Annotated in this window: 7 protein-coding genes; 6 read left to right on the top strand and 1 reads right to left on the bottom strand. The window is 56.5% G+C overall.

Annotation, left to right across the window (positions count from 1 at the left end; translation table 11 throughout):
- Positions 1 to 315: glycoside hydrolase family 95 protein (locus tag AABZ39_16625; GenBank protein MEK6796404.1), on the bottom strand; the 315-nt coding region annotated here is incomplete at its 3' end.
- A 201-nt stretch (positions 316 to 516) separates the two neighbouring features.
- Between AABZ39_16625 and AABZ39_16620 the strand changes: the two genes are divergently transcribed.
- The 6 genes from AABZ39_16620 to AABZ39_16595 are packed head-to-tail and all read left to right on the top strand — an operon-like array spanning position 517 to position 14749.
- Entirely contained in the window at positions 517 to 1584 is a 1068-nt protein-coding gene (locus AABZ39_16620) for a substrate-binding domain-containing protein (protein MEK6796403.1), read from the top strand.
- 40 nt (positions 1585 to 1624) lie between these two features.
- Positions 1625 to 3694: a glycosyl hydrolase gene (locus AABZ39_16615; GenBank protein MEK6796402.1), complete on the top strand. Its 2070-nt coding sequence runs from the start codon at positions 1625 to 1627 to the stop codon at positions 3692 to 3694.
- A gap of 36 nt (positions 3695 to 3730) precedes the next feature.
- The gene (locus AABZ39_16610; GenBank protein MEK6796401.1) at positions 3731 to 5842 is read left to right on the top strand and encodes a cellulase family glycosylhydrolase; all 2112 of its coding nucleotides are present in this window, start codon (positions 3731 to 3733) and stop codon (positions 5840 to 5842) included.
- A 26-nt stretch (positions 5843 to 5868) separates the two neighbouring features.
- Entirely contained in the window at positions 5869 to 9417 is a 3549-nt protein-coding gene (locus tag AABZ39_16605) for a sugar-binding protein (GenBank protein ID MEK6796400.1), read from the top strand.
- 10 nt (positions 9418 to 9427) lie between these two features.
- Positions 9428 to 12424, top strand: coding sequence for an endo-1,3-alpha-glucanase family glycosylhydrolase (locus AABZ39_16600; protein ID MEK6796399.1), 2997 nt, complete (start codon positions 9428 to 9430; stop codon positions 12422 to 12424).
- A gap of 24 nt (positions 12425 to 12448) precedes the next feature.
- Positions 12449 to 14749, top strand: coding sequence for a LamG domain-containing protein (locus AABZ39_16595; protein ID MEK6796398.1), 2301 nt, complete (start codon positions 12449 to 12451; stop codon positions 14747 to 14749).
- Positions 14750 to 14769 lie beyond the last annotated feature (20 nt).

Genomic DNA, 14769 nt, shown 5'->3' with positions numbered 1-14769 from the left:
GTGCAGGAATTTGATGAGCACATCGCCCATCGGCTCGTATGCCTGCGTCCACGGCCCCTGCATCTTTTTACAGAGCTCGGTCGCTGACACATGATCACCGGAGAACACCGCTTTGCGAACCTCGGGAAGCACCTCTTTCGCACGCGGATTATTCCACTCCCGCGGGAACCCCGACCAGAGCGTATCATCGTTCAACTGTAATCGCTCCTCGCCTATGCCCCCGAACACCATGGCGCCGAATCGGCCGTTGCCGAGGGGAAGCGCTTCATTCCAATTCCTCGCCGGTGCTGCGTACCAAAGCGTTAATGGATCCATTGATAACCTCACTACGGAAGATAAGCTACATCATAAATGGGCGCAGAAAACCCATCGCATTGACATATAGGTGGATTATATTGCGGACCGAGTCAAATCACCAGCGCATTATTACCTTGACAAACAAATCGCATTTGACTATACTACCTGTATATCTATAGCGCTATAGTTATGAAAATATCAAAAAACAGCCAAATTCCAATGTATTTACAGCTCAAGGAATACGTCCTTGAGCGTATCAAGAGCGGTCAGTCCAATGACCGTCTCCCCTCAATAAGCGAGCTTATCAAGCGCTACCATGTCTCACTTTCCACCATTAACCGTATGCTCTTTGCACTTGAGAAAGAAGGCCTTATCGAGCGGCGGCGGGGAAAAGGCATATTCATCGCGGGGCGCGACGGCGAGATAGCACTTGAACAGGGCACCGGCGGACGCGAGATACTCTTCGCATACCCGCGCTATTTTTCGCATTTCATTTTCCGGCTCACCGAGCATGTGCATATGGCCGCATCGCAATTCACGCTGCGTCCCGTTGAGCTCAAGAAAGATACCGACTATGAGATAATCAGCGACATCATTGCTAAAAGCAGCGGCATCGCCGCGGTGTTCGTGCTCCCCGCACAGCAGATCTCGATAGCGCAGCTCGCTGAGTTCAATGCCGCGGGCATACCGTTCGTGTTCTTCAATGAAGTCAATGCGGAGGGGCTTACTAATATACGCATCGTCTGCCCCGATTACGAAGCGAGCGCGTCGAGAGCGCTACAATATCTCATCGACAGCGGCCACACAGACATCGCATACATCGGCAATGAGCCGGAAGCGGAGGAAACGCGCATACGCGAGCGCACGATACGCCGCATATTTTCCGAGCACGGAATATCGCCGGATCTGATGGACCGTGCGCACCGCATTCGGCCATGGGACAGCGCGCTTCTTGCAGGGTATGTGAGAACGAAGGAACTTATCACATCGCATCGGCCATCCGCCGTCATATACGATTCCGCGTCCGGGGCCGCCGGTGCGCTCCGTGCTTACGCGGAGGCCGGCATACGCGTCCCCGAGGATGTAAGCATCATCGCCGACGGCGGCGAAGGCGACAGCGACCAGTATGCATACACGGTCCCCGGCATAACCGCCATGGCTGCGCGATATGATGATCTCGCTCGCACAGCATTCCGTGCCGTCGCGGGCGGTGAACATATTACACGCATTGCATCGGTGCTCTGCGAACGTTCGAGCACGGCAGCAGTACCGGTCAGTGTACCGTGATCATGATGAAAGAAGAACGATATACGCACAGGAGCACACAATGAGACGAACGACGCGCATAATCATCGTTGTCGCTGGAATGACATCCCTGGTTTTCGGCCGGCAGGAGATCAAGTGTCCTGCGCCTGATCTCAGCCCGGAACAATCATACGTGCCGATCTCGGAGATCGAAGGATTCGAAAACCTCGATACGGCATGGGCCGCAGCAGATGGTTCGCAGAGCGCAAAGGCTTCGGTCGTTGTCGACAAGGCTGTCAAACGCGATGGAGCCGCATCACTTCGTGTCGATTATGAATTCCTCGCCGAGAAAAAACTGGAATTCATCCAGCTCGATACCGGCATTGCCGTCACCGACGATGACACCCCCGGCGGCATCGGTTTTTGGGTACTCGATGATGGAACGCGATTCCCCCTCTTCGTCCGGCTGGTCGATGCGAACGGTGAAACGCATCAGCTCGCGGCGATAGCAGAGCAGAACAGCGGATGGCATTTCATCGCATTCTCCGTTTCAGGGCAATCATCCTTCTGGGGCGGCGACAAGAACGGCAAGCTCGATCTGCCCGCAAAACTCCAACTCATCTTCGACCGCCCGATGATCGGGTACAAAGGAAAGAACTCGCTCTGGCTCGACACGGTCACACGCTTGAAAAAAACAGAACAGAAAAGACCGTCACTTGTCATCGAGGGGGCTCCGCCGTTCGGCAATGTATATGCCCCGAAAGCGCAGGTGGAATTGTTCGCACGCGGCGAGGGGAGCGCGATACGATGGAGCGTCGCCGATTACTTCGATACTATCGTCGCGAAAGGAGAGGGCGCCGCATCAGAATGCCCCGTCACATTCACCCCGAGCGCTCCGGGATACTACCGCTGCCGCATCGACCTTATCAGCGGAGGGAACGTCATTGAAACAAAACTTTTCCCGTGCGCCGTGCTCGCCGCCACAGGCGTCGCGAGGAACGCCTTTATCGGGATTTGCACTCATTTTCTCAACAGCCACCCGCTCGAATCGATGGATCTCCTTGCCCAGTACGGCATCCGCCATTTCCGCGACGAGGTCCCCTGGAGCTGGACTGAAAGGACCGCGGGCGTCTATGAAATGCCCGAGGCGTGCGGAAAATATCTCGCGCGCGCAAAAGAATTGAACATGGAACCGTTCGTCATATACGATTACGGCAACAAGCTCTATGCAGGCGGCGATTTCCCGAATACGGACGATGATATCGCGGCATTCGCCCGCTATGCCGCTGCATTGACAGGCATGACCAAGGGAAATGTCACTTCCTATGAGGTGTGGAACGAATGGGTCGGCGGCTGCGGCATGAAAGGCAAGGTCAACGATCATTCCCCGGAAGCCTACGGCCGGCTGCAGAAAGCCGTGTATAGTGCGGTAAAAAAAGAGCACCCGGATGTCACCGTGGTCGGCATCGGCGGGGAATACGGTTTGAAATGCGCAGAAAATATCGAGCGCGCGATAAGCACCGCCGGCGGTTCATCCATGGATGCATTCTCGATACACCCCTATCGATATCCTGCACCGCCTGAAATGAGCAAACTTGTTGAAGAGGTTGGCGCCATCGCCGATCGCGCTGCCGCGAAAGGAGCGCCGAAAAAAGCGTGGGTGACCGAGATCGGCTGGCCTACGCAGGCGGATTCCCGCGGTGTTCTCGAGCGCTCGCAAGCACGCTATATCGTACGAACGTATGCGCTCCTTCAATCGACGGGGTTCGTTGAGCGGGTGTACTGGTACGATTATAAAGATGATGGAACGAACCGCATGTACAACGAAGACAATTTCGGCATTGTACGTCATCAGGTATTTAATTACGCCCCCAAGCCAGCCATGGTCGCGCTCTCGGTGTTCAATCGCGCGACCGCAGGAGCGACCGCCGTCAAGCTCCTCCGCAATGAGAACCGTCATGCCGTGCTTTATACCCTGCCCGACGGCAGTGAATGCCTGATCGCGTGGATGTCAAGCGGACGCGAGGACGCGACGGTCTCAGGAACTGTTTCCTCGGTGAAGAATATCATGGGGCTCCCGATCTCATCGGACAGGTCCGTACGTCTCACCGAAGACATAGTGTATATCTATGGAAAAGACCTTGGCATTTAAAACGCTGTAATAAAATATATCCTTGGGAGATTTACAATGGGACACATGATCTTCAGATCAGTCTTGATAACGACGGCTGTGTGCGTAACGCTCGCTGCTGGTCTATTCGCTGAGTGGCGTCCGATAGAGCTGATACCCGATGATTCTCAGAGCGACAAGGCGTTCGAGCGGGTATCGCCCGTCAATTACGCCGCATCGACCGAGGGCTGGACGACGGGCGAGAGCGATCAATACGCCGTCATGAAGGTAAGCGAGGGGACGGGACGCGCGGGAAAAGCGGTAAAGATAGATTTCACCTTCATCGGCAGAGAGAAGCTCGAATATGTGAATGTCGGGAAAGAATTCGTCGTCGATAAACCGGGGTTATACATCGGCATGTGGGCGAAATTCGACGGCGAGACTGGGTCACTGCGCCTGCGCGTGAACGACGCCTCCGGCGAAACGCATCAGCTCGAATACGAGAACAGCATCGTGAAAGGCGAATGGAAATTCTACGCATGCAAACTTAAGGACCACGGCGGTGCGTGGGGCGGGGATGGGAACAGAAAGCTCGATTATCCGGTGAAGCCCTATGCCATCGTCTATGACCGGCCGAGCAAGGGATACAAAGGGGCAGGCTCTATCACCATCGACGATATATACCTCATGAAAAAACGCGAGGAACCGCGACCGCTCTTCAAAGCTGAGATCGATTCCCCCGCGTACGGCAATTCGTTCAGCGCAGGTTCAGTGAAACTGAAGCTTTCACCCGCAGCGGACGGCATTGTCGGCGCGAACTACAGCATCAGTGACGGCACACGCGTGTTCTCGAAGGGGAGCATGGAACTTTCCAAAGAGAATGTCATCACGATAGGCCCAAAGGTGCAGGGCTTCATCACCGCAACGATAGAGAGCACGCTCGCCGGCGTTCCGGTCGCGAGCTATACGGTACGCATGAGCGTGAACCCTGCCATCGACCTCAAGTCCATAGCATCATCGTTCTTCGGCATATGCACGCATTATCAGAGCGGTTTTCGTCCCGATTACTTCCCGCCGGAAACGATGAACATGATGGCGTCCGCGGGCATCAAATATCTCCGCGATGAGATGTGCTGGAGCCGCGTTGAGCAGAAGAAAGGCGGGATAGTCTTCGATCCGAAATACGATGCCTACATCGATGCCGCGCTCGCTCTCGGCATTGAACCGCTCATCATCCTCAACTACGGGAATAAATTCTATGATGAAGGTAATTTTCCCGCATCGGATGAGACACTCGCGGCGTACGGAGCGTACTGCAAGGCACTTGCTGCGAAATACAGAGGCCGTATAAAATGCTACGAGGTATGGAATGAATGGACGGGCGGCTGCGGCATGAAGGGCAAGGACGGAAAGAACCGCCCGGGAAATACGCCGGAAAACTATGTGAAGGTGCTCAAGACAGCGTTTGAAGCGGTGCGCGCGGTCGATGCGAATGCGTATATCGTCGGACTCGGCGGTGAGCACAGCACGCATGACCTGAAACCTATCGAAGCGATGTTCGCTGCCGGCGCGCTCTCCTACTGCAATGCCGTATCGGTTCATCCGTACCGTTATCCCTCCGCACCGGAGGACAAGGTCGCCGGCATGACGCTCGTGGAAGAGATGAAGAACATCAAGTCGCTCATCGAGAAATACAATGGAAAGCAGAATATATGGATAACCGAGGTCGGCTGGCCGACGCATAAAGGCTCGCGCGAAACGACGGAAACGGAGCAGGCGAGAATGCTCGTGCGGGCGCATGTGCTCATGCTCTCCACCGGTGTCGTCGAGAAGCTCTTCTGGTACGACCTCATGGATGACGGTGCGGATCGCGCGTATAATGAGAACAACTTCGGCATCCTTCGCAACGCAAAATTCGGCTGCATGCCGAAACCCGCCTACAGCGCGTATGTGGTCATGAGCTCGCTCCTTTCGGGGGCTCAATTCGTGAAGGAGCGCAATTTCCATGCGGATGCACTTGCCTTCGAGTTCAAGCGCGCATCCGGTGCCGTGATCGCTGCGTGGTCACCGAAAACATCGGCGACGGTAACGGTGCCCGCTGGCATGAACGCCGTCGATATCATGGGGAATGCGCTCGGGACGGGTACGGTCACGCTCACGGCATCACCGGTATATTTCGTAAAGAAGTGAAACTTAGTCGGATGGGAGAATAGACCATGAAAAAATTCCTTGCCCTGCTCGGCGCGATCGCCTCTCTGTCATTCGCAGAGACCGTCACCGACACACTCATCGATTTTCCGGCGGGGTATAAAGCGAACCCCGCGTACAAACAGGACCCCGTTACCGCATCGTCCGCGGAGACATCGGCCGATATGAAGCGCTCGGGTGAGAGATCGCTTAAGATAAGCTACACGCATGAAAAGGCTGCCTATGCGGAATATGTGCTCGCGCCTTTTACGGGCGGCAATGCCATCGAAGATATCGGCGGCGAACTGACGCTCGCAGGATTCGCGTCCGCCGAAGGCATATGGATAAAACTGCGCCTTATCGATGCGAAGGGCGAGACATTCCAGTCCCGCGGGCTTACGCTTAAGAAAGGAACGTGGGAAACGAAGAAGATACGTCTTGCCGACGGCAGCGCGGACATCGAATCATCATGGGGCGGCAATAACGATAAAAAGCTCGATGTGCCGGTGAAATTCCATACTATCATCGTCGAAGGCAGCGGATCGGGAACGATCTATTTCGACCGGATAACGCATACCTACACCGAGAAGGAAGCACCAGCCGGCGGCGAAGTTATCGCAGCGGATTTTGAGAACGCGTCGGGGCGCATTGAACCGCTCGCGAAAGTGAAGATCAAGTCGGAAAATGCAGAGATCACCGATGCGACCGCCATCGGGAAGCGTTCGCTCGGTGTCACGATATCCATTGACGGGCGCGGCTATGCGGAATATCCCATCATCGACTTCACGAAAGATGTGAAAATAACCGAACGCGGCGGGAGCGTATCGCTCTGCGCGAAGAGCACATCGAAGGATATGTGGGTAAAGATCCGGCTGCAGGATGCCACCGGTGAGACGTTCCAGTCGACGCGGCTCAATCTCGGCGGCGATCAATGGCTCACGAAAACCGTTCGTGTCATTGAATCGAAGGATGAATTCGAATTCCCCACCTGGGGAGGGAACAAGGACGGGAAATTCGATTTTCCCATCACGATACATCGCCTTATCATTGAAGGTGCGGGCGACGCCGTCGTGTATATCGACAACATCATCTATGCCGATGCGAACCAGAGCGACTATCTCGCATCGCTCAGGAAGACCGGCATGTTCAGCGTCGTGAACGATCGGCCGATCAATATTTTTGAGCAGGGCGCGGAATGCGCATTCACGCTCATGTATTCGAACAAGACGCGTAAGAGCGCCGATGTCGTGCTCTCGGCACGCATCGCCGATTATTTCGGGACACCGGTGATCGCAAAAAAGAAGACCGTGCATTTCGAAGCACGAGAAGCGAAAACGCTCCCGCTCACAATGGGAACGGCGAACAAAGGCTATTTCGCGATAGAGCTTCTCGCGGCAACGACGACCGGACACACCATAAGCGAGGGAACGGTTTCGTTCGGGATAGTGTCGGGAAAGAACACCGCACGCGCAAAGCCGGGGGATTTCATCTATGCGATGTGCGCCCACCCCGGGGGATCGCAGCTCGATACGGGACATGTGTACTATCAATGGCTCGACTATCTCGGCGTGGACATGCTCCGCTGGGATTTCACCTGGGGCGGTGTGGAACCGAAGCAGGGTCAGTGGAATTACAATAATCTCGATACGCTTGTTGCCAATCACCTCGGCGTGAAGGTCACGCCGCTCCCGATACTCGATTACTTCGCCGGCTGGTTCTCAAAGGACGGACGCACGCCGCCCTCCGATCTATCGCTCTACTATGTCTATGCGACGAACACGGTCACACGCTACAAGGACAGGCTGAAATACTGGGAAGTATGGAACGAAGCGGACTGGGGATTCTGGCCCGGCGATTTCAGCAGATATATCGAGCTTTATAAAGAGACATACACACGCATCAAGGATATCGATCCGGCGCTGAAAGTCATGAATTCAGGATGGGCGTTCGCCAACCGCCCGTCGCGCGGGCTTACCGAAACGAGCTATGACCGCATGGACCGTTTTTATGCGGCCATCGGGAAGAACATCGACGTGTATGCATACCATGCACACGGCAATGTGAACGAGCTCTACATTGAGAAATTCCCGAAGATACGCGAACATCTGAAAAAGATCGACAAAAGCGGTATTGAGATATGGGATAATGAGAGCGGATACACCGTCGTCGGCGGACAGACAGAACGCGATCAGGCGGAAATGCTCGTAAAGAAAATAAGCACGGTGCAGGCAGAGGGCCATCATGCCTATTTCTGGTACGATCTCTTCTGCGACGGACCGGACCCGAAAGAGGGCGAACACAATTTCGGCATCATCCGTTATAACGACCGCGCCTATCACGAACCGCGCCCCGGTTATCTCGCGTATCACGCGCTCCTGCGCACTATGCGGGGGTTCCGTTTCCGCACTATCGCCGATGTCGGCGAGGGCATCATGGCGCATCTGTATGAGAACGATACGGCAGCTCTCGCCGTGCTCTGGCTCAATGAGAACGCATCGCGGCTCACCTACCTCAACATCGGCGAGGCGGCAGACGCGTCGCAAATCGATATCATGGGGAATGAGCGGCCGGTATCCGTGCGCGAGGGGAAAGCCGCCGTGACAATAACGAAAACGCCCTCCTATCTGCGTTGGAATAAGAGCGGACCAGTCGTGATGAAGGGCGGCCCCATGGTCATCGCCATGCCGCGCTCGATCACGGTCATACCCGGCAGCAGTACCGCGGTACCCGTCTCGGTACAGAACCCGTTCGGCAAGCCGATAACCGGTTCGCTCTCGGTCGCCGCGGGCGGCACGTTCGCCGGCGCCATTGTTCCGAAAGAGCGCGACATTACACTCGCCGCATCGGAGCAGAAAAAGATCGATTTCACGGTATCATCACCCGCGCGCGGCAGCTCAAAGGATATGCTCTCTGCACGATTGACCGTCGATAACGAGATGATCGGATTTGCCGCGGTAGCGATACGCTATGCGGTACCGATCACCGCAAAAGGGGACTATCGCCCGGGGAGCCCGCAGTGGCCATCGGCGCAGGTATTCGCGGAGCTTAAGGAACTGAAGGACATCTTCAATCTCTTCGCGTTCGACCCGACGCGCAAGGAACTTCACTGGCGCGATGCCGACGACCAGAGCGCCGCAGTACGCATTGCCTGCGACGATGCGAAGCTTTATCTGCAGATAACGGTAAAGGACGATATCCATTTCCAGAACGAGCCTATGGACAGGCTTTGGAATGCGGACAGCGTTCAGTTCGCTGTATCAAAGGATAGTGAAAGTGATTCCATGCTCTACGATGTGGGACTTTCCGACGGCAAAGTGCTCATGATAAAGCGTGCGCCGGGGGACAAAGTCGTGCCGATAGCCGACGGCGAAATAGCCGCAGAGGTGAAGCGCGACGATGCCGGAAAAAGAACGGTGTATGAGATAGCGCTTGTTCGTGCGGGACTTCCTGCTTCGATGGCGTTCAACTGCATCGTGAACGATAATGACGGCAAGGGGCGCAAGGGCTGGCTCTGGATAGCCGAAGGTCTCGGCAATGCACGCGATCCCCGGCTTTGGCCGATCATCGTGCTGAAATAACGGAGGGCTTATGCGCATCCTGCTCATCATTACCGCCGCTGTATCGCTCTGTGCGGAGGACGGCCTTGTCGCCTGGTGGTCGTTCAATGACGGCGCTGGTAAAGGCGTGTACGACAGCTCGGGATATTCTAATCACGCGCGTATGCGCGGGGCGGCAGATTGGGCCGAGGGTCGCATCGGAAAGGCCATGCGTTTCAGCGGAGCACCCGCGGGCGCAGAGTTTGCCATGCCGGTGCTTATGAGCGGTGCCGAGGATTCATCGTTCACGATAACGGCATGGGTAAAGCCCGACGAGCAGGCGGGACGGGAGCGGCTTATCGCCGGTAAAAGCGGCTTCCACGCGGGGCTCTTCGCGCACTCGGATAAAGGCATCACCACGTTCGGCTTCTCTGTCTGGGGCATGACCGGCGGATCATGCTCTGTCGGTTCCTCACCGGTACGCATTGGCGAATGGCATCATGTCGCTGCTGCGTATAATGCGCGGAAAATAACACTGTACGTGAACGGCGCCGCGGCGGGGACCGCTTCGTTCAGCGGCACGTTCCGCGACTACGCGAGGACATTCCTCATCGGCGCAGCCGGGAACAATTCGTTCGCGTTCAAGGGCGTCATCGATGAAGTGCGCGTCTATACCGCAGCGTTATCGGCGGATGATATTGCATCTCTCATGCGGTCGACGGAAGCAGCAAAAACCTCCGAGATACCGGGCGACATCGTGCCTGCGGTAACGCTCGAGAAAGACCGCGCTGAGCTACGCACACCGCTCTTTAAAGGCAAGCCCGTCATCGCGCATTACATGACGCAGATGAGCACATTCGGCAGCGATAAAGGGTACTATATGAACGCTGTGTATGGATATCCCGACGGACCGGCGAGCAATATCGGCGGGGCATACACGTACCGTTCAGCGTTCGCGGCATTCCTTTCGAACAAGGCTGCCGACGATGCTATCGAATTCGAAGTGCGTACCGCGAAACGCCTCGGTATCGACGGCTTCCATTTCTACTATCAATCCCCCGACCCCGATACGTATACGCCGGGAACATCCTACAACAATGATGTCATCCGCCGCTTTTTCAGAGTGCTCAAGGAGCGCTCTATCGATTTCAAGCTCACGCTCTGCATCTCGCATCCGAACCAGAAGACCGATGCAAAGGAAAAGATACGTGCCGCAGCGCAGTGCATCAACGAGCTTATGCGCGACTGGAAGGATTCGCCGCATTGGCTGCGCGCCCCCGACGGACGCATCGTATTCTTCACCTGGGCCACCGAGGGCTACAGCGACGGCGTGCTCAATTACGGCGATCTCTTCCGGAAAAAGGATATCGATCTGCATGTCAAAGCACTCGCCGAAGGATATGAGGCGATGCGGCGCATGATAGGCGTGCCTGCTGCATTCGTCTATCATGTTTGGGATAAGGATACGATGTATCAGAATGCCCGCTCGCGCGAGATCGATTTCGATGCGCAGTACGACCGCTACATCGATGCGATACTCGATCATTTCCCCGCGGTGACCGGCTTTGCCGATTATCCCGCGGATGCGCGCTCGACAAAGGAATGGAAGCGCGTGAGCGATGAATGCAGACGGCGCGGACGCTTTTACGGACAGGCGGTGATGACCGACTACGTGAAGACGTATAAGAAGGTCGGAAAACTCCCCATCGCAGCGGACATACCGTCGCTCAAGGCAAACGATGTGAAAATGCTCTATCTCGTGCTCCCCGGCGCCCTGCAGTACCGTACGCTCTGGCAGCGCGCGGTCGACTGCGATGCGTCGTTCGTAAGCTATGTCACCTGGAACGATTACCCCGAGGGGCATCATCTTGCGCCGGAAGGCAATCACAATTTCGCGTTCGCCGTGCTCACCGACTATTTTGAGAACATCTGGCGCGGAACGAAAAAAACAGCCGAGGACACGGTGATGGCGTTCTTCCATAAATATCCGATAGAAGCGGAGCCGATCGTATTCCCCGTGAAGGCGCAGGTGGTGCCGTGGCATATCGGACGCGATGAACCCGTCGTAAGTTCGATGAACATAATCGATGCTGCCGCGATACTGAAAGCCCCCGGCGAGGTATGGGTGAACGGCGTCAAACGTATTACCGCGGACGCAGGTCTTATCTCCGTGCAGGTGCCGCTTGCGGCAGGGCCGGTACGCGTTGAGATACGCAGGAACGGCGCCGTTGCCGCATCGATGCGCACACCCGAATGGATAACCGAAAAGCCCTACCGCACGGACAGGCTCATCTACGCCTACTCATCGAAATGCGATGCACTGTACAAGGAACTGTTCGGCGGGAGCATCGGCTCGGTCGATGAGTATGCCGAGGATGTGCCAGGCATGCCGAACTGGAGGAAGCGCTATCGCCTGCCGGATGCCGCCGCGCTCGACACTATTGCAGGCATCGTCGATCTCGCCCGCTGGATGGGCGGCTCTGTCAGCGGTATGAAGACCGATGCCGCGGGCCTTGCCCCCGTTCTTATCAGGGATGATAAAGCCTCGCTCGTCGATCTTTCCGCGGGCAAGGAACAGTGGAAGGGCGCCGATGACCTTTCCGGCGCGCTCTTTATCGCCAATGACGACACGTCGCTCTTCATACAGCTCGCCGTGCGCGACGACGCGCATATCGATCCGCCGGCATCAGCGAACGATATGTGGCGTGCGGACAGCGTGCAGATAGGTATTGCCCGGCGCGACGGATCACGGAACCTTGAATGTGGGGCGGCACTTCGCGGCGGTTCACCGCTCTTTGCTGTTTGGAAAAGTCCCGTGCCGGAAGCCGACAAACGCATCGAGTACGCAGTCAAGCTCGACGGGAAACTGCGGTACACATTCCGTATACCGCTCGACCTTTTCGGCGCCAAGCCGGGCGATACGATAGCCTTAAGCGCGCTCATCAACGATGCAGATACGGCCGACCGCAAGGCCATCCTTGAATTCGGGCAGGGCATCGGCACGGTGAAAGACCCCGATCTCTATCTTCGGTATCGTCTTGCACGATAAACACCTTTTGAACGGAGCTCTCCCATGAAAAATATTCTTTCCTTGGTAATGTGCGCATCATCGCTCCTTCTTGCCGATGACGGACTTATCGCACGCTATCGCTTCAACGAAGGGCGCGGCCCTATTATCCTCGATGTATCGGGGAACGGCAATCATGCCGTCATTCGCGGGGCGATACGGTGGACCGAAGGCGTTTCCGGCGGCGCACTCGAGTTCGACGGGAAGACGACGCATGTCGAATGTCCGGCGCGCGCGTCGCTCACCGCGGAACGCCCCGCACAGACGATAGAAGTGTGGGTCCGTCTCCGCGCAACGGGAAAGATACAGGACATCCTTTCGCAGGGATGGTTCCATCGCCTCTTCCTCTCCGCCGACGGGAGCGTGACCGCGATAGAGCAGCGCAAGGACAGGCGCGACTACATGCTTCGCGAGCCATCGCCCTCCGTGAACGAAGCGGGAACATGGCATCACATCGCCCTTGTGTTCGAGGGGGCCGGTCGGAAGGATAATTTCTCGCTCTATGTCAACGGCGAACGAAAGCTCGTGAACACCTGCTCGGTACCGCTTGCCATGGCGCAGCCGGGGCTCCTCAAGATAGGCGTTGCCAATGACGGCGGCGGACGCCTGAACGGCAGCATCGACGAATTGGCGGTATTCTCCCGAGCACTGACCGTCGATGAGATCAGATCGCACTGCACGAAAAAAGGGGATTGGGAAAGCGCACCTGCGCTCTCTGCCGAGGAGATCGGGCGCATGCTTGCCGGCGAGTACAACAGCTGGTTCACCGGGAATTTCAAGGCGTTCATAACGCCGAACATCCCCGGCGGCATCTATACTGCGGAAGAGATGATATCGTTCACCGTCGCGGTGCCTGCCGCGCCGGACGGGTCAGTTATCAGGACCGCCCGATTCCGCATTACGGATGTCGACGGCACTGCAACGCGGACGCTTGAACCGCTCACGCTTTCGCCCGAGAACGATTACAGCGCCGCCGTAGAGATGAAGACAGCGATCGGCAGGGGATACTACGCGCTCTCGGCCGTTTTTGTGAATGCCGCAGGGCTGAATTCCAAAGAGGATTTTCTCTCCTTCAGCGTCATACCGGATGTCAGACCGAGAACACCCGATCTTGATTCACCGTTCGGTGTTGCCACACATTTCGGCAACTGGGGCAGGGACGAACTCCCCGCCCTGCAGGCAAAACTCGGCATCAGCTGGTTCCGCGACGGGATCAATTACGCACGCTGTGCCGATAGTAATGAGCTCTCGCCGACGCTCGCACTTGCGGAAAGGAATTCGCTCTGCTGGCTCCCGCTCTTCTCCTATGTGAATGCAGAAAAAGGCACGCTTATCGACGGCACGTATCGCTGGGACGCTGATATCGCAAAAATACGAAAGACGATGGAACTGCATAAAGGCAAGATCACTATCTATGAATCACAGAACGAGCCGAATAATTTCGGCGGCTGGAAAACACGTTTCCCCGCGGAGAAAGTGTGGCAGGCGGATAGCTGGGGAAAAGCGTTCACCGATCTTGTGAAAGCGATGACAACGACGCTTCGCGATGTCGACCCTTCCGCGAAAATGATATGGCCTGAGCTCGACGTCCCCGACTGGACAGGAAAATTCGCATCGAACTGGGGGGCGGCGCCCTTCATTGATATCGTCGCCCCGCATCCGTATTCGCTTCACGGCGGCACGCCCGAGGAGCAGGGTCTCGTGAAAGTATACCCGGATTTCCTCGCCATGCTCGATTCCCATTCGATACCGCGCGAGATATGGATAACCGAACTGGGCTATGCGAGCTATACATCGCGCAAGCCCTTCATCGACGGAGTGACTATCGGCGACGCGCCGAAAACCGAGAAGGCGCAGGCGGAGGACCTGGTGCGCGCATTCCTCGTTCATCGCTCGTTCGGCGTGAAAAAATTCTTCTGGTACGATCTCTACTGTGACGGGTTCGACACCAACGAGGTGCAGCACAACTTCGGTCTGCTCCGGTACGGCACCATGGCGCCGAAGCCCGCGGCCGTCGCGTATGCCAACCTTGTCCATCAGATGCGGCATGCCGTGTATCGCGGGCGCATCACCGACGCGGACGGGGCATGGGCGCTTCTCTGGGATGTGAACGGAAAACCGCTCGTCACTGCATGGCGCCTTCGCGACACAGGAACACTTACGTTCAAAAAAGTCAAAGGGAATGTATCGGTCACCGATATCTATGGAAGATCATCGGCCATTGCAGGAAAAGACGATATCACGATACCGCTTACGACATGCCCGGTATTCATCAGCGGGCTTTCCGCGGTCGATAGTGCCCGGTAGGCTTCGAACCGCCAGCGCGC

Source organism: Spirochaetota bacterium, assembly GCA_038043445.1.
GTDB lineage: Bacteria > Spirochaetota > Brachyspiria > Brachyspirales > JACRPF01 > JBBTBY01.
The sequence above is the reverse complement of the archived record's forward strand: the minus strand, read 5'-3'. Positions and strand labels throughout refer to the sequence as shown.

Excerpts from the sequence above, each read along its gene's own strand:
- AABZ39_16620 (MEK6796403.1), top strand. The coding sequence starts at position 517 with ATGTATTTACAGCTCAAGGAATACGTCCTTGAGCGTATCAAGAGCGGT.
- AABZ39_16605 (MEK6796400.1), top strand. The coding sequence starts at position 5,869 with ATGAAAAAATTCCTTGCCCTGCTCGGCGCGATCGCCTCTCTGTCATTC.
- AABZ39_16610 (MEK6796401.1), top strand. The coding sequence starts at position 3,731 with ATGGGACACATGATCTTCAGATCAGTCTTGATAACGACGGCTGTGTGC.
- AABZ39_16600 (MEK6796399.1), top strand. The coding sequence starts at position 9,428 with ATGCGCATCCTGCTCATCATTACCGCCGCTGTATCGCTCTGTGCGGAG.
- AABZ39_16595 (MEK6796398.1), top strand. The coding sequence starts at position 12,449 with ATGAAAAATATTCTTTCCTTGGTAATGTGCGCATCATCGCTCCTTCTT.
- AABZ39_16615 (MEK6796402.1), top strand. The coding sequence starts at position 1,625 with ATGAGACGAACGACGCGCATAATCATCGTTGTCGCTGGAATGACATCC.